Here is a 19,061-nt window from a genome sequence, read left to right on the forward strand (position 1 = left end):
GGCGCTCAGGCGGCTTCTTCGTTCTTCAAATACTCATGCCAGGGCCGATGTCTCGCCCGACCGCTGCACGGCCAGGAACAGCGCCCGATCCCGCAGCGCCTCGAACAGCTCGGCCCCGGTGCCGGTCAGGAAACTCTGCGCCGACAGCGCGCAGATCTCATCGTAAAGTGCGGCGCGGCGGTCGGCATCCAGATGCGCCGCGACCTCATCCAGCAGCAGGATCGGCGCCTCATCCGCCAAGGCGCGGGCATTGGCCAGAATCAGTGACAGCAGCAGCGCCTTCTGCTCTCCGGTCGAGGACAGCGCCGCAGGCATGTCCTGCGGCCCCCAGCTTGCGCCCAGATCGGCGCGGTGCGGCCCGCTCAGCGTGCGCCCGGCGGCCATGTCGCGCGGGCGCATCTGGGCAAACCGCTCGGCCATCGTCAACGGATCGGGATCGTCGGCAAAGCCATCGCCCGCCAGAAGCTGCAACCGTGCTGCGGGAAAGGCGGTCCGGGCCCCGTCCTGCGCCGCCATGATCCGGGCCAGCGCATCCAGCCGGTTGCGGGTGATCGCCGCGCCCATATCCGCCATCTGCACCTCAAGCGCGCGATACCAGCCCGCGTCCCGAACCTCGTCACGCAGCAGCCGGTTGCGTTCGCGCATCGCCTTGTCATAGCCAAGCGCGTCCTCGGCATGGCCGGGGACAAAGCTCAGCGTCACCCGGTCAAGAAAGCGGCGGCGCGCCTCGGGGGCGTCGGTCCACAGCCGGTCCATGGCAGGCACCAGCCAGATCACCCGCGCCAGCCGACCCAGCGCGACCTGCGGGCTGGCCTTGTCATCGACCAGAACCTCGCGCGGCTGGCCGGGCAGGGCGCGGGTCTGGATCTGATGCTCTGCAATGGTCGCGCGGATCTGCCAGCCGACATCCGGCCCCTTGCGGGCCTGATCGCCGGGGGCCGCGCCGCGCATCCCGCGACCGGGCGCCAGCATCGAAATCGCTTCCAGAATATTCGTCTTGCCTGCACCATTCGGGCCGTGAATGGCCACCGGGCGGGGATCAAGGGCAATGTCCAGACGGGCCCAGCTGCGAAACTGGGCCAGATGCAGGTGGCTCAGCGTCACACGCGCATCGGCATGACGACATAGACGGCCGAGGTGTCGCCGCCTTCGCGGATCAGCGCCGCATCGCCCGAGCCATTGAACAGAAAGACCGCATTTTCCCGGTCGATCTGGCCCGCGATCTCGTGCAGGTATTTGGCGTTGAAGCCGATCTCCAGCGGCTCATCGGCATAGGCCACGGGCAGCTCCTCATCCGCCGCGCCGCTGTCGGGGGCGTTGACGGACAGCACCAGCCGGTCCTCATCCAAGGCCAGTTTGACGGCGCGCGACCGTTCGCTGCTGACGGTGGCCACGCGATCCACGGCCTTGGCGAAATCGCCCGCATCCACCTCAAGCTTGCGCGTATTGCCCGAGGGGATGACGCGGCTGTAATCCGGGAAGGTGCCGTCAATGACTTTCGAGGTCAGGGTGATCGTGGGCGTGGCGAAGCGGACCTTGGTTTCACTGACCGACACGGCGATTTCGGTATCATCGTCATCCAGCAGCTTGCGCAGCTCCGTGACCGTCTTGCGCGGCACGATGACGCCGGGCATGTCGGCGGCACCCTCGGGCAGGCCCGCATCGATCCGGGCCAGACGGTGACCATCGGTCGCCACGCAGCGCAGCGCCGGGCCGTCTTCGCCCTGCGCCACATGCATATAGACGCCATTCAGGTAATAGCGCGTCTCTTCGTTCGAGATCGCGAATTTCGACTTGTCGAACAGCCGCCGCAGAGTGGCCGAGGGCGCGGCGAAATTCGCCGAATATTCCGACGAGGACATGACCGGGAAATCTTCGCGCGGCAGCGTCGCCAGGCTGAAATTTGACCGGCCCGCCTGCACCGTCAGGCGCTGCGATGCGCCGTCCAGCGTCAGTTGCACCAGCGCCCCATCGGGCAGCTTGCGCGAGATGTCGTTGAGCATGCTGGCCGATACGGTCGTGGCACCCGGCGTCTGGATTTGCGCCGTGGTGCGATAGACGATTTCGGTGTCCAGATCGGTGGCGCGGAAGCTGACGCCATCCGCCGTGGCCTCGATCAGCACATTGGCAAGGATCGGGATCGTGTTGCGCCGCTCGACAACGGATTGCGCCTGAGAAACGGCTTTCACCAGATCGGCACGTTCGATCGCGAATTTCATGGTCGGTCCTTACATCCTGGGCGCGGCGGGCCAGATTATCGCCCGGGTGGTCGACCGGCAATGTGGCAGATTTGCCCGCCGGGTCAAGCGGATCAGGCTTCCAGCAGACGCCGCAGAAGGTCGATATCCTCGGCAAGGCTGCGATCGGCGCTGCGCAATTCCTCGATCTTGCGGACGCCGTGCATGATGGTGGTGTGATCGCGCCCGCCGAAGCGCCGCCCGATCTCGGGCAGGCTGCGCGAGGTCATCTGCTTGGACAGATACATCGCGATCTGGCGCGGACGGGCCACGGTGCGCACGCGCTTGGGACCGATCAGATCGGCCAGCCGCACATTGTAATGTTCCGCGACCTTGCGCTGGATTTCCTCGATCGAGACTTTGCGGTCATTGGCGCGCAGGATATCGGCCAGACATTCCTGCGTCATGTCCAGGGTGATCTCGCGCCCCATCAGGCTGGCGAATGCGAACAGCCGCTGCAGCGCGCCTTCCAGCACGCGCACGTTCGAGGTGATGCGATGCGCCAGAAACTCCAGCACGCCCGGCGCCAGTTGCAGGCCCGGATACTGCACGCGGAAGGCATCGGTCTTGGATTGCAGGATGCCCAGCCGCAATTCGTAATCGGTCGGGTGCAGATCGACGACAAGGCCGCATTGCAGGCGCGACTTGATGCGCTCTTCCATGTCCTTGATCTCGCCCGGCGCGCGGTCGGCGGAAATCACGATCTGCTTGCCCTGATCGACCAGTGTGTTGAAGGTATGGAAGAATTCTTCTTGCGTGCTGTCCTTGCCGGCGATGAACTGCACGTCATCGACCATCAGCACGGACACGGTGCGGAACAGTTCCTTGAAATCCATCACGGTGCGGTCGCGCAGCGCCTGAACAAAGCGATACATGAACTGCTCGGCCGACAGATACAGCACGCGGGCATCGGGCTGGCGCAACTGGGTTTCGCGGGCAATGGCGTGCATCAGGTGGGTCTTGCCCAGCCCGACGCCGCCGTAAAGAAACAGCGGGTTGAAGGTCACCGGACCGCCTTCGGCGACGCGGCGGGCGGCGGCATGGGCCAGCTCGTTGGGCTTGCCCACGACGAAATTGTCAAAGGTGAAACGCTGGTCCAGCGGCGCGGTCAGCTCTTCCTCGGCATGCACGCGCGAGGGGCGCTTGGGGGCCTCGGCTGCGGCCTGCACCTGACGGCTGGTCTGGCTGCGGGTCTCGAAGGTCAGCCGCGACACCGGCGCGCCCAGACGGTCCAGCACCTGCAGGATGTCGTCGCTGTAATGGCGCGATACCCAGTCGGACAAGAAGCGCGTCGGGCAGGCGATGATCGCATTGCCTTGCTCGACCTCGGTCAGCTTCAGCGGCTCGATCCAGGTCGCGAAGCTGTCGGCCCCGACGATTTTCTGAAGTTCCTCACGCGCCTGCCCCCAAATCTTGTCCATTTCGCCCATATCCGTTCCGTTGCCCTTGTCCCGCCGGTGTTCACCCGGCGTGCTTGATTCGGCATTCGGCGCCCGGATGGACAGGTCGAAAGGAAACAGAAGGCCTACGCCGCGAAGTGCAGCGCAATAGCCATCCTGCGGCCCAACGTCCAGACATGAATGACAGGCCCGGTGGCAGCCGGTCCTGCTTCTTCATCGGTAGCTGATCGTCCCCCGATCATGCTGCCTTGCCCACGGTCCGGCGGCAGAGCCGGTTCGGCGGGCATGTCCCCCAGGTGCGAAGTGAATCGCAGGACCGAAGCTAGCAAGAAGCGCGCTCTGCCGACAACAGATCTTCGCGCTTGACACTCACTTTGCCAAATCGAATCTCATTTGCCCGATTTCGCACCGCATAGGGCGAAAAATCAGGAATTTCAGTGAATTACGGCCTGTTGCCGTCCGTCGCAAAAAGGCGAAGGGCACACCCTTTTGCGGGTGCGCCCTTAACCTTTACCAACTGTCAGTTGCGTAAATGTCTCAGCCGATCAGGCCGAGGCAAGTGCCTTCACCCGCGATGCCAGGCGCGAGATCTTGCGCGAGGCGGTGTTCTTGTGGACGACGCCCTTGGTCACGCCGCGCATCAGTTCAGGCTGTGCGCTTTTCAGCGCTTCGGCAGCAACCGCAGCATCGCCCGAGGCGATGGCTTCTTCGACCTTGCGCAGGTAGGTGCGGATGCGCGAACGACGGGCCTTGTTGACGGCGGTGACGCGCTCGATCTGGCGGGCGCGCTTCTTGGACTGGGGCGAATTTGCCATGGGTGCGTTATCTCTTTATTTGTTCATCTTGATCACGCAAAAGCCCCGGCACCGTTCCTTGCCGGAACGGTTACGATTCTTGCCTTTAAGCGGGCCCACGCGCATGTAAGGCAGGGCCTATACAGCCACCCGTGCCAAAAGCCAAGCGAAAATCAACGGTCGCGGAACTGCGCCTCGCGTTTTTCCAGAAAGGCGTTCATGCCTTCCTTCTGATCCTCGGTCGCGAACAGGGCCTGAAAGCTGCGGCGCTCGAACAGGATGCCTTCGGCCAGCGTGGTTTCATAGGCGCGGTTGACGGCTTCCTTGGCGGCGGCGGTGGCGATCAGCGATTTTTCGGCGATCTTGCGGGCAATTGCCATGGTTTCGGAAATCAGCTTGGCCGCAGGCACCACACGGCTGGCCAGCCCCGAGCGTTCGGCCTCGGCCGCATCCATGAAACGGCCGGTCAGATGCATGTCCATCGACTTCGACTTGCCGACAAAACGCGTCAGACGCTGCGTGCCGCCGATCCCGGCGATGACGCCCAGATTGATCTCGGGCTGGCCGAATTTCGCGGTATCGGCGCAGATGATGAAATCGCAGGCCATGGCCAGTTCGCAGCCGCCCCCCAACGCATAGCCCGATACGGCGGCGATGATGGGCTTGCGGACCGAGGTGATGCGGTCGATCTCGGCGCTGAAGATATTCTCGGTCGTGACCTGCACAAAGGATTTTTCGGACATTTCCTTGATGTCCGCCCCGGCGGCAAAAGCCTTTTCGCTGCCGGTCAGCACGATGCAGCGCACCTTTTCGTTGCGGTCGGCATCGGCGGTGGCCTCGGCCAACTCGCCCATCAGTTGCGAGTTCAGCGCATTCAATGCCTCGGGCCGGTTCAGCCGGATCAGTGCGACATAGTCCTCGATCTCGACGGTAAGGGTCTGGTAAGCCATCAATCCTAGCCTTCTGCACATCTGCTTGGCCAAACTCCTAGCAAATGCTGGACCCTTAGACCAGCGCCGGCCTCTCTGTTCTCCAAATACTCACGTCGCGACCTGTCAGCTCTGACAGAGCTCGCAGAAAAAGCTCGACCGCCCCGACTGGACGATGCGGCGGATCTGACCGGGGCAGCCGGGCGTGGGGCAGGGCGCGCCTTCGCGGCCATAGACCCGGAAGGCGTGCTGGAAATAGCCCAGCTCTCCACTGGCCTGCCGGTGATCGCGCAGCGAGGATCCGCCCGCCGCAATCGCCTCGGTCAGCACGTCGCGGATATGGCCGACCAGCGGCGGCAGTTCGGCGGCGGCGATCTGGCCGGTCAGGCGGCGCGGGTCGATGCCCGCGCGGTGCAGCGCCTCCGAGACATAGATATTGCCCAGACCCGCGACGATGCGCTGATCCAGCAGCGCGGCCTTGACGGGCGTGCGGCGACCGGCAAAGGCGCGGGCCAGCACTTCGGGGGTGAAATCCCCGGACAAGGGTTCGGGCCCCAGATGCGCCAGCAGCGGATGGCTGGCACCGGGCGCGATCAGGTCGACCATGCCGAATCGCCGCGCGTCGTTGAAGGTGATCTGCGTGGCCTGATCGGTCCAGAACACCACATGGTCGTGGCGGGGCAGGATCGCGGGGTCGCGCAGGAATTCGCCCATCACCGCGCCCTCGATCACCATGCGGCCCGACATGCCCAGATGCAAAAGGATGCTGCCGCGGTTTTCCAGATCCATCAGGATGTATTTCGACCGCCGCCGCAGCCCCGTCACCCGCGCGCCCGTCGCCACCTGCACCAGATCGGGCGGCAGCGGCCAGCGCAGATCCGGGCGGCGCGCCTCGGCCCGCGTGATGACCCGGCCCTCCAGATGGGGGGCAAGTCCGCGACGGACGGTTTCGACCTCGGGCAGTTCTGGCATTTCTTTTCCATTCGTCGCATGGTGCGCCGCGCGTATCCGGTCTATCTGGGCGCGAATGACAGAATGGACAAGCAAGATGACCCAGGATCCGCGCAAAGAGACCCATTTCGGCTTCCGCACCGTCGCCGAGGAAGACAAGGCCGGTCTGGTCCATGGCGTCTTTTCGCGCGTGGCATCGCGCTATGACGTGATGAATGATCTGATGAGCGTGGGCATCCACCGCATCTGGAAAACCGCGATGATGGACTGGCTGGCCCCGCGCGACGGCCAGCACCTGCTGGATGTGGCGGGCGGCACGGGCGACATCGCCTTTCGCTTTCTCGAGCGCGCCTCGGGTGCGCGCGTCACCGTCTGCGACATGACCGAATCCATGCTGGTCGAGGGCCGCAAGCGCGCCGAGGCCGAACGCTTGTCGGACCGTCTGGCATGGGTGACGGGCGATGCGATGAAGCTGCCCTTCGCCGATGAAAGCTTCGACCGCTATACGATCAGCTTCGGCATCCGCAACGTCACCCGTATCCCCGACGCGCTGGCCGAGGCGCGGCGCGTCCTGAAGCCCGGCGGTCGCCTGATGGTGCTGGAATTCAGCCAGATGCCGGTGCCGATGCTGCAATGGCTGTATGACCGCTACAGCTTCAACGTCATCCCGGCGATGGGGCAGGTGGTGGCGAATGACCGCGACAGCTATCAGTATCTGGTGGAATCGATCCGCAAATTCCCCGACCAGAAGACCTTTGCAGACATGATCCGCCATGCCGGGTTCGGGCGTGTGCAGTATCGCAACATGTCCATGGGCATTGCCGCGCTGCATTCCGGCTGGAAGGTCTGATGCGGGGGCCGCACAATATCTGGCGTCTGATCCGCACGGGCGCGACATTCCAGCGCACCGGCGCCATGGGCGTCGCGCTGGATGCGGTGGATGCGCCCGCCCGGCTGCGGCTGGCGGCGCGCGTGCTGGGCTGGCCCTTCGCATGGCTGGGCTATCAGGGCGATCCGGACCTGCCGCCGGTCACGCGGGCGATCACCGCATTGGGGCCTGCCTATATCAAGTTCGGCCAGATCCTGTCGACGCGGCCCGATGTCGTGGGCCCGGAACTGGCACAGCAGCTGTCGATGCTGCAGGACCGTCTGCCGCCGTTTTCGCAAGACGATGCCCGCCGGATCATCGCCGAGGATCTGGGCCAGCCGGTCGAGGCGATGTTCTCCGAATTCTCGCAGCCCATCGCCGCGGCGTCGATCGCGCAGGTGCACCGCGCGCGCCGCGCCGACAATGGGCGCGAGGTTGCGGTCAAGGTGCTGCGCCCTTCGGTCGAGGCGGGCTTTCGCCGTGATATCGACGCCTTCCACTTCGCGGCGGGGGCCATCGAGCTTGTCTCGCCGTCGACGCGGCGTCTGCGGCCGCGCGATGTGGTCAGCCATTTCGAATCTGTCGTCACCGGCGAGCTGGACCTGCGGCGCGAGGCGGCGAATGCCTCGGAATTCGCGGAAAACACCGAACATGACGCCGATATGCGCGTGCCGCGCCCGCATTGGCATCTCAGCGCGCGGCGCGTGCTGACCAGCGACTGGGCCGAGGGCCTGCCCATGGGCGATGTCGCGGCCTTGCAAGCGGCGGGGCATGACATGCCCAAGCTTGCGGCGCGGGTGCTGCAACTGTTCCTGCAGCACGCGCTGCGCGACGGCTTCTTTCACGCCGACATGCATCAGGGCAATCTGAAGGTCGCGGCGGATGGCGATATCGTCATCTATGATTTCGGCATCATGGGCGAGATCGACGAATATACCCGCCGCGTCTATGCCGAGATCCTGATGGGCTTCATCCGCCGCGACTACATGCGCGTGGCGTTGGTGCATTTCGAGGCGGGCTATGTCCCGCGCGACCGCGACATGGCCGAATTCGCGCGGGCGCTGCGCGGCGTGGGTGAGCCGATCTTCGGCGCCGATGCCAGCCGCATCAGCATGGCGAACCTGCTGGCCTATCTGTTCGAAGTGACCGAACGTTTCGGCATGGCCACACGCACCGAACTGATCCTGTTGCAGCGCACCATGGTCGTGGTCGAAGGCGTGGCGCGGTCCATCGACCCGCAGATCAACATGTGGGAAGTCGCCCGGCCCGTGGTGGAAAGCTATATCCGCGACAATCTGGGCCCCAAGGCCGCCGCGCGCGATCTGGGCCGCTCGGCGCAGGTGCTGGCGCGCTTCGCGCCGCTTCTGCCCGAATTCCTTGAACGCCGGATGCCCGAATTGCTGCGTGAGACTCCGCCCGCGCCCGTGCCGTCGCGGCGTCGCGGTCTGGTGACGGGGCTGCTGCTGGGAGCGGGGATCAGCCTTCTGGGCATGGCCGTGGGTGCCTGGCTGGGCTAGCCCGGCTTAAAACGCTTGAGCGCGTCATGGCTTTGTCATAACGCTGGCCTCATGCGGATCTTATATCTTGGCGATGTGATGGGCCGCGCCGGACGGCGCGCGATCACGGATGGGCTTTCACCGTTGAAACAGCGGCTGGGGGCGGATTTCACCGTGGTGAATGGCGAAAACGCCTCGGGCGGGATGGGGCTGACGGCGGGTCACGCCAAGCTGCTGCTGGAGGCCGGGGCCGATTGCATCACGCTGGGCGACCATGCCTTCGATCAAAAGGACATGCTGTCCTATATCGACAGCGAACCCCGCATCATCCGGCCGCTGAACTATTCCAAGGCCGCGCCCGGTCGCGGCGCGCGCGTCTTCGAGGCCACGCGCGGGCGCAAGGTGCTGGTCGCGCAGATCCTGGGTCAGGTCTTCATGAAACGCCCCTTCGACGATCCGTTCTCGGCCATCGAGGCGGTGCTGAAGGCGCATCCGCTGGGCGGGCTGGTGCAGGCCGCCGTGGTCGATATCCATGCCGAGGCGACCAGCGAAAAGATGGCCATCGGGCATTGGTGCGACGGGCGCGCCAGCCTTGTCGTGGGCACGCATACCCATGTGCCGACCGCCGACACCATGATCCTGCCGCGCGGCACGGGCTATCAGTCGGACGCGGGGATGTGCGGCGATTACGACAGCGTGATCGGCATGGACAAGGCCGAGCCGCTGCGGCGATTCCTGACCGGCATGTCCAGCGAACGCTTCACCCCCGCCGAGGGCGAGGCGACGCTTGCCGGTGTTCTGGTCACCACTGACGACCGCACGGGCAAGGCCACCGCAATCGAGGCGGTGCGCGCCGGAGGCAAGCTGCAACAGACGCATCTTTCCGCATGATCGCGGTTGCAGATCTGCTTTTGCTTGCGGCGCTGTAGAAAATAATTCTATCTCCCATCAAGTGAGCCGTGATTTAGCGGCGTCTCGGGACAGGACTTCATGCTTGGATTCGAACTGACCGGAAATAACGCGGCGCTCGCGATGCTTGTCGTCGTGACCATTACCTTCATCCAGTTCATTCGCGAAAAGCACCCGCCCGAGGTCGTGGCGATCGGCTCGGCGGCGACGATGATGCTGCTGGGGCTTTTGCCGGTGAAGGATGCGGGCAGCGTGCTGTCGAATGCCGCGCCATGGACCATCGCCTTCATGTTCCTGATCATGGGCGGGCTGCTGCGCACCGGCGCGCTGGAACTGATGTCGCGCGTGGTGACGGCGCGGGCGGACACGAACCCGCTGTTCACCATCTGCGCGCTGTTCGGCTTTGTCATCGTCGCCTCGGCGGTGATGAACAACACGCCGGTCGTCGCCGTGATGATCCCGATCTTTATCCAGCTTGCGCTGCGCCTGAACATCGCGCCATCCAAGCTGCTGATGCCGCTGAGTTATTTTACCATTCTGGGCGGGATGATGACGCTGATCGGCACGTCGACCAACCTGCTGGTCGATGGCGTGGCGCGCGAGCAGGGCATGGCGCCCTTTACCATCTTTGAAATCGCGCCGGTCGGCATCGCCATCACGCTGGCGGGCATTGTCTATTTCGCGCTGCTGGGCAAGCACCTGCTGCCCGACCGCACCTCGCTGGCGGGGTTTCTGGGCACCAAGCGCGAGATGAAATATTTCACCGAGATCGCCATTCCCGAAGACAGCGGCCTTGTCGGCCAGAACGTCACCGACATCGCCATGTTCAAGCGCGAGGCCGTGCGGCTGATCGACGTGCTGCGCGGCGATGCCTCGTTGCGGCGCAACCTGTCCGAGGTGGTGCTGGAGCCGGGCGACCGTGTGGTGCTGCGCTCGGAAATGGCGGATCTGCTGGAGATGCAGGGCAACAAGAACCTGCAGATGGTCGACAAGCTGAGTTCCGTCGCCACCGAGACGGTCGAGGTGCTGATCTCGCCCGGGGCGCGTCTGGTCGGGCGGCGTCTGGGCGATATGCGGCTGCGTCGGCGATATGGCGTCTATGTGCTGGCCGCCCATCGCCGCAGCCAGAATATCGGGCGTCAGCTTGACGATCTGGTCGTGCGCGTCGGCGACACGCTGCTGCTGGAAGGCGCGCCCGAGGATATTGCGCGGCTTGCCTCGGATATGGAACTGGTCGACGTGTCGCGCCCGGCGGCGCGGGCCTATCGCCGCAGCAAGGCCCCCATCGCGATCATCTGCCTGTTGTCGGTGGTGACGCTGGCGGCGCTGGATGTGGCGCCGATTCAGGCGCTGGCCTTCATCGCGGCGGCGGTCATCCTGATCACGCGCTGCGTCGATGCCGAAGAGGCGTTCTCATTCGTCGATGGCCGCTTGCTGGCGATGATCTTTGCCATGCTGGCCGTGGGTGAGGCGCTGGAACATACCGGCACGGTCAATCTGATCGTGGATTTCGTCTCGCCCTATCTGCAGGGAATGCCGCCCTTCTTCACGCTGATCGCGATCTATTTTCTGGGTCTGATCATGACCGAGGTGCTGTCGAACAACGCCGTCGCCGTGCTGCTGACCCCCATCGCCATCGCGCTGGCCAAGTCGCTGGGCCACGATCCGCGCGCCTATGTCGTGGCGGTGATGTTTTCGGCCACCGTCGCCTTCGCGACGCCCATCGGCTATCAGACGCATATGATGGTCTATGGTCCGGGCGGCTACAAATTCTCGGATTTCGTGCGGGTGGGTGTGCCGCTGGACATCATCTGCGGCATCGTGGCCTGCCTGACGATCCCGCTGTTCTGGCCGCTGTGATCTGGTCGAACCCCGTCTAGTCGAACCCGGCGCGCACGGCAGCTTCGGCCTTGGCTGAAAGCGTCTTGCGCGTCTGGCCCGCGACGGGGATGGGCGGGTGCAGATGCACCGTGACGCGGCCCTGACGCGGGCGGGCCAGCACAGCCAGCAGATGCGGCCCCAGCGCCATGTCGCCCCACCAGCCATAAAAGCGCGGATCCGCGCCGGGCGGCGCCTGATAGACCGCCGTCATCGGCTGGATCGCCAAGGCGTCGGGCAAGGCAGGGTCCAGAAAGCCCTGAAACAGCGTCGGCTTGAAGGGCAGCACGCGGCGGCCATCGGTGCTGGTGCCTTCGGGAAAGAACAGCAGGCGATGCCCGGCACGGGTGCGGGCGGCAAACTCCAACGCCTGCGCGCGGGCAAGCTTGGGGTCGCGGGTCACGAAATGCGTGTCGGTGACGCGGGTCAGGATGTTGATGCCCGGCCAGCCCGCCACTTCGGATTTCGACACGAAAAACACCGGCATCGCCGCGTTCAGCACGAAGATGTCCAGCCAGCTTGAGTGATTGGCCACCACCGCGCCCGGCCCCCGGATCGGCTGGCCCACACGGTCGCAGCGCAGCCCCATGATCCACAGGCAGATGCGGCAGACGCCCTGTACCCATGGCCCGGTCAGCGGGCGGCGCGGGCCGGTGAACAGACGCTCGGACCAGCGCAGCGGCAGGATCAGGATCACGCCGATCAGCAGAACCGAGATGATGCCGAAGCCGCGCGTGGCGACCAGACACCAGCCCAGCAGGCCGGGACGCGGGATCGCGGGGGGCGGGCCGTCGCCATGCCACGCGCCGCGAAAGCCGGACCCGGCGGCGGCCTCGGCCGGTTGATCGGTCATTCCGGCAGCCAGCGGGTTTCGTAGAACTTGCGATGCTTGGCCGACATCGTGGCGGTGTCCATCATCAGGAACACATCGGTGGTGTTGAATTCGCGGTCCAGATAGGCGCCTTCGCCGATGAAGCCGCCGATGCGCAGATAGGCTTTGATCAACGGCGGCATCGCGGCCATGGCGACGCGCCGGTCCAGATCCTCGGGCGCGATCAGGTCCATGCGCTGAAAGCCCTGAGGCAGGGCGCGGCAGCGCAGTCCTTGGGGCGCAAGATGGTGATGGTGCAGCCAACTGAGTTGCTGGGCCAGCGGCGCGGGATCGGTGCCATGGAACGAGGCGACGCCGAACAAAAGCTCGATCCCCTGGCTCAGCACATATTCCGCCAGACCGTTCCACAGCAAAAACATCCCCGAGCCGCCGCGGAAATCGGCATCCATGCAGGACCGGCCCAGTTCCAGCAAGCGCCGTCCCGACTGGCGCAGCGGCGTCAGGTCATATTCCGCATCGCAATAGAAGCGACCGAATGTCGCGGCCCGTTCGCCCGGCAACAGGCGATAGACGCCCACCACATGATCCAGCGTGCTGGCGCAGCGGCGGTTGTCCACCAGCACCAGATGATCGACCACCGGGTCGAATTCGTCGCATTCCAGCCGCGCCTCGTGGTCGACCAGCGGGCCGTCTCCGCCCAATTCCTCAACGAAAACGCGATACCGCAGGCGTTGTGCCGCCAGCAGGTCCGCCTTGTCCGTGGCAAGCCGCGTTTCAAAATACGAGCTTTCGGGAGTCATCTGAAGGCGCAGACCCTGTGCAAAGTGGCGGTTCCGACCCGGTTTAGGCGTGCAGCCCGCACATTGCAACATGCGGCACGAGTGGCACTGCCGTAAGACATTGACACAATTAAAAGTTGAAATAAGCTTGAATTGTCTGCATCAGGAGTGACCCGTGACAAGTTCCAGCCGCACATGGCGGCCATCGACCACCTGTTTGCCCGCATTGGCGAAGTTCACCGTGATCTTGTCCCCGATGCGCGACTGCACCTGACCCGTGCCCCAATCCGGGGCTCCGGGGTGGCGGACGATCATACCCGGTTCAAGTATTTCATTCATCTTCGCGACCTTTCACAGCGCGCAATCAAGGCAAGGCTTTCATGGACGATCTAGGTCTTTACCGCAACTCATCCTCCGGACAGGACCAACAGGCAAACCGGGCGCTGCCGCCGGAACGGCTGGCGGCGCTGGTGGGGGCGCGGCTGTGTCATGATCTGGTCTCGCCCCTTGGGGCCATTGGCAACGGGCTTGAGCTGCTGCAGATGTCGGGCGAATTTCCCGGCATCGCCAAAAGCCCCGAACTGATGCTGATTTCCGAAAGCGTCGAGGCGGCGCGGGCGCGCATCCGCTGCTTCCGCGTGGCCTTTGGCGCGGCCTCGGCCGATCAGCGCATGGGGCAGAACGATCTGGGCAGCCTGTTGGGCGATGTCGAAAAGGGCGGGCGCATCCGCGTGCGGCTGGACGCGCAGGGCGATCTGCCCCGGACCGAGGCGCGGATGATCCTGCTGGCGCTGATGTGTCTGGAAACCGCCTTGCCATGGGGCGGCAGCGTGCTGGTCTGTCGCGGCGCGTCGGGCTGGCGTCTGGTGGCCGAAACCACGCGCAGCAAGGCCGATCCGGCGCTGTGGTCATGGCTGGACCGCGACCCGTCGCGCGACCGTCCCGATCCCGCCCCCGGCGAGGTGCATTTCGCCCTGCTGGCCGCATTCGCCGCGCAGGAGGGCCGTCCGCTGGCATGGGAACTGGACGACAGCGGCGGCGAGATCTCGTTCTAATCCGGCACCTCGGCCAATGCCCGCCCGATGCGCCGCGCCCAGCCGGGCGGCGGGTCGGGCACGTCTTCCAGCAGCTTGCTGAGCGCCGCCGTGCCCGTGGCCGGGTCCAGCGGCAGCAGCGTCAAACAGGCCTCGAGCCGTTGCTGCGGCGGGGCGGTCCGGGCGATCTGCGCCAGCATCGCCAGCGCCCGGTCAGGATGGCGGGGCAGGGCGGCATGGGCAAGGCTCAGCCGATAGCGGACCGAGCCGCGCCGCGCGTCCCGGTGCAGGCTGCGGATGCGCGCGGCGTTCAACTGTCCCCGGATCAGCATGGTTGAGATCGCGCCGATGCCGTTCGCGTCCCCGATGACGCCTGTGGCGGGATGGCCGCCATGCGGCAAAGCGATCAGCCGCAGATGCGGGAAGGCCGCGCCGATCCGCGCCGCATGTGCGCGATCTTCCGGGATGGCGGGGTCATACAGCAGCACGCCGCCAAGGCCCGTATCCCCCTGCGATTCCGGCAACGGCATGGAGCGGCCGATGCGGGCGAATTTCGCGTGACGGCCGGGATCATAGGGCGCGACCTGCGGGTCGATGCAATATTGCGGCGACACGACAAGCGCGCGGCACACATGCGCGGCCTTGGAATACAGCAGCGCGCCATATCCGCCCATGGAAAAGCCGGTGGCCGTCACCTCGTCATATCCGGCGGTCGCTTGCGTCAACGCGCGCGCCAGCGCTGCGCTGCGCCCCGAGACGAACCAGTCGCGCCGCGCCGTCTGCACCGTCAGCGCATCGATCCCCTGCCGTTCGGCAAAGCGCGGGCAGGATGTCGGCTCGAACCCCTGCATCCGGTCGCGGCCCGGCTCAAAGCAGACCACGGCGCGGCGGCTGCCTTCGGGCGCGCGAAACAGCGTCACCCGGTGGCGCGCGTCCTGATGCAGACATTCGGCCTGTCGCAAGGCTCAGCCGCGGATCGTGCCGTCGCCGGTCACCAGATATTTGAAGCTGGTCAACTGCTCGGCCCCCACCGGGCCGCGCGCATGCATCTTGCCGGTGGCGATGCCGATTTCTGCGCCCATGCCGAATTCGCCGCCATCGGCAAACTGGGTCGAGGCATTGCGCATCAGGATCGCGCTGTCCAGACTGCGGAAGAAGCGGTTCGCGGTCGCATCGTTTTCGGTCAAAATCGCCTCGGTATGGTTCGAGCCATAGCGGCGGATATGCGCAATCGCGCCCTCGACGCCATCGACCAGCCGCACGGCGATGATCTTGTCCAGAAACTCTTGCCCGAAATCATCCGGCTGCGCCGGGATGGTGCCTGCGACCTGCGCCAGATCGCCCTCGGCGCGGACTTCGACCCCGGCCTCCAGCAGGTCCTGCACCAGAACCGGGCCGTGCTTGGCCAGAAAATCGCGGTCGATCAGCAGACATTCCGCCGCGCCGCAGATCCCCGTGCGCCGGGTCTTGGCGTTCAGCACCACGCGGCGCGCCTTGTCCAGATCGGCATCGCCATCGGCATAGACGTGGCAGATGCCCTCAAGATGGGCAAAGACCGGGACGCGGGCCTCGGACTGCACCAGCCCGACCAGCCCCTTGCCGCCGCGCGGCACGATCACGTCGATCAGCCCCTGCGCGCGCAGCATGGCGCCCACCGCCTCACGCGCGCGGGTGGGGACCATCTGGACGGCGGCGGCGGGCAGACCCGCCTGCGTCACGCCCTGCACCAGCGCCGCATGGATCGCCTCGGCCGAGTGCAGGCTTTCCGAGCCGCCGCGCAAGATCACCGCATTGCCGGATTTCAGCGCCAGCGCCGCCGCATCCGCGGTGACGTTCGGGCGGCTTTCATAGATCACGCCGATCACACCCAGAGGCGTCGCTACGCGCTGGATGTGCAGACCGTTCGGGCGGTCCCATTCGGCCAGCACCTGACCCACGGGATCGGGCTGGGCCGCGACCGAGCGCAACCCGTCCGCCATCGCCGCCACGCGCGCGGGATCCAGCATCAGCCGGTCCAGCATGGCTGGCGACAGACCCTTGTCCCGTGCCTGCGCCATGTCCAGCGCATTGGCGTCCAGAATGGCGGCTTCGGCGGCATGGATGGCATCGGCGGCAGCGTTCAGCGCGGCCTGCTTGCGCTCGGCCGTTGCTTCGGCCAGCACGCTTGCGGCGTCGCGCGCATCGCGGCCCATCCGGGCGATCAGCGCATCGGCATCTTGCTGGGTCAGGTCTTTCATCGTGGCATTCCCTTGAACGTGCCGCAGAGATAGGGGCGCGCGTGCTGAAAAACCAGCGATAAAGGGCCAGCGAGAAAGGGAAAATGCAGGATTCTGTTGCCAGGTTCCTGCCGACCCCGCCTGCCGCGGCTAAGCGACAGGACTTAAGTTTCGGTTACCCGAGCTGCTTACGCAGCCAGAGCGACCGGAGCACGGTTGTCGTTGGCAACTGTACAATTTGCACCGATATCGGTGGTAGCTCACCGAGACAAAGCTAACATCTTTAGACGTTCGTCGATCCTGTTTCGACCCCATTTGCCCCCAACGAGGGTGGTTTGGTGGAGTCGCCGGGTACCGCCCCCGGGTCCGATCCGCTTATTCCATGCGCGTTTATGTCCATAGCCCGGGCGAACCCGAACAGGGCGAATATAGGGGGGCGGTGACAGGGACGCAAGGCGGGCAAACATTTGTTGCAGATGTTGCCTTGGCGTTCATGGTTTGGCCTGATCGTTTCAGTTAAGCAACCATAAGGCGAAGAAAGAGAACAAAAAAGGGGAGCGCTGCGCGCGTTCCCCTTGCGTTTGCTGGTCGGGCTGGCGGGAACATCCCGCCCTGGCCTCAGACCCTGCGGCGGGACCGGCCCGCCGCTGTGATCCGATCAGAAGCCGGCCTTGATCTTTTCGAACTCTTGCAACTGACGTTCGCGCTGTTGCGGGTCGTTCGGGGTCTGGGACAGGATCGGGGCATCGACATCGGCAAGGCCCTCTTTCACCGCCGGTTCGTCCTTGATCGTCTCCATCGCCACGGTCGAGGTATGGCCGTAACCGATGGTGTCCAGCAGCGCCTTGGCCGCGGGCGGGGCAAGCCATGCGTTGATGAAGTCATAGGCCTTTTCTTCCTTGCCCGGCCCGTTCTTCAGGTTGATGAAGCCGCAGAAGAACATCGAGCTGCCCTCGGTCGGGGCGCGCTGGAAGCCGACCGGGAAGCCGTCATTTTCCAAAAGCACCACGCCGTCATTCCACGACCACGCGATATCCACCGCGCCCGAAGCCATCAGCTGCGCCTGTTCGGACGGATCGGCCCAATAGGCGGCGACGTTCTGATGCGCCTGCCGCAGCCAGTCGGCGGCGGCCTTGAACTGCTCGTCCGTGACCTTTGTCCAGTCGGTCGTGCCGGTGGCCAGATAGGCCAGCGCCCAGACATCATCCGCCGAATCGGGCAGGCTGGTGCGGCCCTGATATTTCGGGTTGATGAAGACGTTCAGGCTGGCCACGTCCTCGGCCGGAACCACCTCTTTGTTATAGGCGATGGCGGTCGCGCCCCAGTCGGTCGGGATATACCAGACGCCTTGGTCATCCTTGAAGATCTCGCTGTCCAGAAAGCGCGGCGCGATGGTGTCGAAAGCCGGGATCTTGCTGGTGTCCCAAGGCTCGATCAGACCGGCATCGCGGTATTTCGACACCATTTGCGAACAGGGATGCGCCACATCGGCTTTGAAGCCCGAGGCGAGTTTCTGATACGCCTCATCGTCATCGCCATAGAAGGCATAGGTCGGGCTGTCGCCGTATTTGTCGACATAGCCCTGAAAGATCGAAGGTTCCTCGAACCCGGCCCAGTCAAAGACCGTCAGTTCGGGATCGGCGGCGAAGCTGGGCGCGGCGACAGAGCCAATGACCAGCGCAATGGCAGAGGAGCGCAGAAGTTTCATCTGTGACCTTATCTGGTGAAGTGTGGCAGCATAGGTTTGACGCTAGCGACAGCGACGCAGCCCCGCAAGCATTCGCGACGCCCCGGCCTGCACGTTCTCTTGGCACTGCCTGACAAAAGGGCAGGGGTTACCAGCGCCCCGATGCGCCGCCGCCGCGCGATGATCCACCGCCGAAACCGCCGCCCGGACCCCGCTGGCCCGGCGCGCCGCGATAGTCGTTGTTGCGTTGCTGGCGCAGAAGCTCTCCGGTGGCCCCATACCACATCATCTGCGGGTTGGGCGACAGGCGGGTCTGATGCCAGCCGCAATGCGGGCAGCGCCGAATGATTTCCTGTTGCGCCACAAGATAGCCGCCGTCGGGCTGGGCTTCGCGATGCGGCTGGCGCGTGGTGGTGACGCCGCTGCGGCTGCATTCGGGGCAGCGCCGCCGCGTCCATGCCTTGCGCGCGATGGCGGCGAAGATCGCGCCGAACGCGCCGAAGATCACCAGACCGACCCAGCCATCCGAGCGTTCGCGGGCCAGCGGCGCGCCCGCGGCCACCGGGCGGACGATCAGGCGGATGATATCCTCGGTCGTCTGGCGGATGCCTTGGGACGGCGCATCGCCGCGCATGGCGGGCAGCAGCGTGCCGCGCATGATGTCCTGCGCCAGAATGTCGGCCTCGGGCGAATAGCCCCGGCCCAGTTCGATCCGCGCCTCGCGGTCGTCGCGCAGCACCAGCAGCATGAAGCCGTCATTGCGCTGCGCATCGCCCACGCCCCAGTGATTGAAAAGCCGCGTGGCAAAGGGCTCAAGCCCATCCGCGCCGCCATAGCGCGCCCGATCAGACAGGGTGACCACCGTGCCCTGCACGCCGGTCGACCGGCTGAGCTCGGCCAGCGCGCGGTCGATGGCCGTGGCATCGGCCGGGCTCAGCAGGCCCGCGAGGTCATTGACCGTGGTCGATTGCCACTCGGGCAGGTTCTGCGCCGCAGCCCCTGCCGCAAGGCCAAGCATCACCAGCAGCGCGGCCAGCAGGTGGCGCATGGC

18 protein-coding genes and 1 other RNA gene are annotated in these 19,061 nt (G+C 65.3%); 5 read left to right on the plus strand and 14 right to left on the minus strand.

Features of this window, described 5'->3' with window-relative positions:
* Positions 1–33: 33 nt before the first annotated feature.
* The 6 genes from recF to mutM form a co-directional block, all read right to left on the minus strand.
* A complete protein-coding gene (recF, locus tag GL284_RS15675) occupies positions 34–1,104 on the minus strand; it encodes a DNA replication/repair protein RecF (RefSeq protein WP_341870463.1) in 1,071 nt (356 codons plus the stop codon).
* Positions 1,101–2,219 carry a DNA polymerase III subunit beta gene (dnaN, locus tag GL284_RS15680; protein WP_155045589.1) on the minus strand — a complete coding sequence of 373 codons (1,119 nt, stop codon included), beginning with the start codon at positions 2,217–2,219 and terminating at the stop codon, positions 1,101–1,103. Before dnaN ends, recF begins: the two co-directional genes overlap by 4 nt.
* A gap of 92 nt (positions 2,220–2,311) precedes the next feature.
* Entirely contained in the window at positions 2,312–3,658 is a 1,347-nt protein-coding gene (gene dnaA, locus GL284_RS15685; protein WP_230383114.1) for a chromosomal replication initiator protein DnaA, read from the minus strand.
* 524 nt (positions 3,659–4,182) lie between these two features.
* On the minus strand, positions 4,183–4,452 hold the full coding sequence (gene rpsT / locus GL284_RS15690) for a 30S ribosomal protein S20 (RefSeq protein ID WP_155045591.1): 270 nt from the start codon (positions 4,450–4,452) through the stop codon (positions 4,183–4,185).
* 152 nt (positions 4,453–4,604) lie between these two features.
* On the minus strand, positions 4,605–5,381 hold the full coding sequence (locus GL284_RS15695; protein ID WP_155045592.1) for an enoyl-CoA hydratase-related protein: 777 nt from the start codon (positions 5,379–5,381) through the stop codon (positions 4,605–4,607).
* A 105-nt stretch (positions 5,382–5,486) separates the two neighbouring features.
* The gene (gene mutM, locus GL284_RS15700; RefSeq protein ID WP_155045593.1) at positions 5,487–6,332 is read right to left on the minus strand and encodes a bifunctional DNA-formamidopyrimidine glycosylase/DNA-(apurinic or apyrimidinic site) lyase; all 846 of its coding nucleotides are present in this window, start codon (positions 6,330–6,332) and stop codon (positions 5,487–5,489) included.
* Positions 6,333–6,408: 76 nt separating this feature from the next.
* On the opposite strand from mutM, the gene ubiE reads away from it, so the two are divergent.
* From ubiE to GL284_RS15720, 4 genes are all read left to right on the plus strand, one after another.
* The gene (ubiE, locus tag GL284_RS15705; RefSeq protein WP_155045594.1) at positions 6,409–7,161 is read left to right on the plus strand and encodes a bifunctional demethylmenaquinone methyltransferase/2-methoxy-6-polyprenyl-1,4-benzoquinol methylase UbiE; all 753 of its coding nucleotides are present in this window, start codon (positions 6,409–6,411) and stop codon (positions 7,159–7,161) included.
* The gene (ubiB, locus tag GL284_RS15710) at positions 7,161–8,696 is read left to right on the plus strand and encodes a 2-polyprenylphenol 6-hydroxylase (RefSeq protein ID WP_155045595.1); all 1,536 of its coding nucleotides are present in this window, start codon (positions 7,161–7,163) and stop codon (positions 8,694–8,696) included. The genes ubiE and ubiB overlap by 1 nt, the downstream gene beginning before the upstream one ends.
* Before the next feature lie 51 nt (positions 8,697–8,747).
* Positions 8,748–9,566: a TIGR00282 family metallophosphoesterase gene (locus GL284_RS15715; RefSeq protein WP_155045596.1), complete on the plus strand. Its 819-nt coding sequence runs from the start codon at positions 8,748–8,750 to the stop codon at positions 9,564–9,566.
* A 99-nt stretch (positions 9,567–9,665) separates the two neighbouring features.
* Positions 9,666–11,444 carry an SLC13 family permease gene (locus tag GL284_RS15720; protein WP_155045597.1) on the plus strand — a complete coding sequence of 593 codons (1,779 nt, stop codon included), beginning with the start codon at positions 9,666–9,668 and terminating at the stop codon, positions 11,442–11,444.
* Positions 11,445–11,460: 16 nt separating this feature from the next.
* On the opposite strand, the gene olsA is transcribed toward GL284_RS15720, so the two are convergent.
* From olsA to GL284_RS15735, 3 genes are all read right to left on the minus strand, one after another.
* Positions 11,461–12,315 (minus strand): lyso-ornithine lipid O-acyltransferase, encoded by an 855-nt coding sequence (gene olsA / locus GL284_RS15725; RefSeq protein ID WP_155045598.1) that lies wholly within the window; start codon positions 12,313–12,315, stop codon positions 11,461–11,463.
* Positions 12,312–13,094 (minus strand): L-ornithine N(alpha)-acyltransferase, encoded by a 783-nt coding sequence (gene olsB, locus GL284_RS15730; RefSeq protein WP_155045599.1) that lies wholly within the window; start codon positions 13,092–13,094, stop codon positions 12,312–12,314. Before olsB ends, olsA begins: the two co-directional genes overlap by 4 nt.
* Before the next feature lie 141 nt (positions 13,095–13,235).
* A complete protein-coding gene (locus tag GL284_RS15735) occupies positions 13,236–13,412 on the minus strand; it encodes a DUF3553 domain-containing protein (protein ID WP_155045600.1) in 177 nt (58 codons plus the stop codon).
* Between the two features lie 41 nt (positions 13,413–13,453).
* Between GL284_RS15735 and GL284_RS15740 the strand changes: the two genes are divergently transcribed.
* Positions 13,454–14,128, plus strand: coding sequence for a histidine phosphotransferase family protein (locus tag GL284_RS15740; RefSeq protein WP_155045601.1), 675 nt, complete (start codon positions 13,454–13,456; stop codon positions 14,126–14,128).
* Here GL284_RS15740 and GL284_RS15745 read toward each other — a convergent pair.
* The 5 genes from GL284_RS15745 to GL284_RS15765 form a co-directional block, all read right to left on the minus strand.
* The gene (locus GL284_RS15745; protein ID WP_155045602.1) at positions 14,125–15,069 is read right to left on the minus strand and encodes a hypothetical protein; all 945 of its coding nucleotides are present in this window, start codon (positions 15,067–15,069) and stop codon (positions 14,125–14,127) included. The two genes, GL284_RS15740 and GL284_RS15745, sit on opposite strands and share 4 nt — an antisense overlap.
* A gap of 3 nt (positions 15,070–15,072) precedes the next feature.
* A complete protein-coding gene (locus GL284_RS15750) occupies positions 15,073–16,344 on the minus strand; it encodes a glutamate-5-semialdehyde dehydrogenase (RefSeq protein ID WP_155045603.1) in 1,272 nt (423 codons plus the stop codon).
* Between the two features lie 82 nt (positions 16,345–16,426).
* Positions 16,427–16,781: a transfer-messenger RNA gene (ssrA, locus tag GL284_RS15755) on the minus strand.
* 200 nt (positions 16,782–16,981) lie between these two features.
* Positions 16,982–18,031, minus strand: coding sequence for an ABC transporter substrate-binding protein (locus tag GL284_RS15760; RefSeq protein WP_155045604.1), 1,050 nt, complete (start codon positions 18,029–18,031; stop codon positions 16,982–16,984).
* A gap of 127 nt (positions 18,032–18,158) precedes the next feature.
* The gene (locus GL284_RS15765) at positions 18,159–19,058 is read right to left on the minus strand and encodes a TPM domain-containing protein (RefSeq protein ID WP_155045605.1); all 900 of its coding nucleotides are present in this window, start codon (positions 19,056–19,058) and stop codon (positions 18,159–18,161) included.
* Between the last annotated feature and the right edge of the window lie 3 nt (positions 19,059–19,061).

Origin of the sequence: Paracoccus shanxieyensis (assembly GCF_009711265.1) — a bacterium.
Classification (GTDB): Bacteria; Pseudomonadota; Alphaproteobacteria; order Rhodobacterales; family Rhodobacteraceae; genus Paracoccus; species Paracoccus shanxieyensis.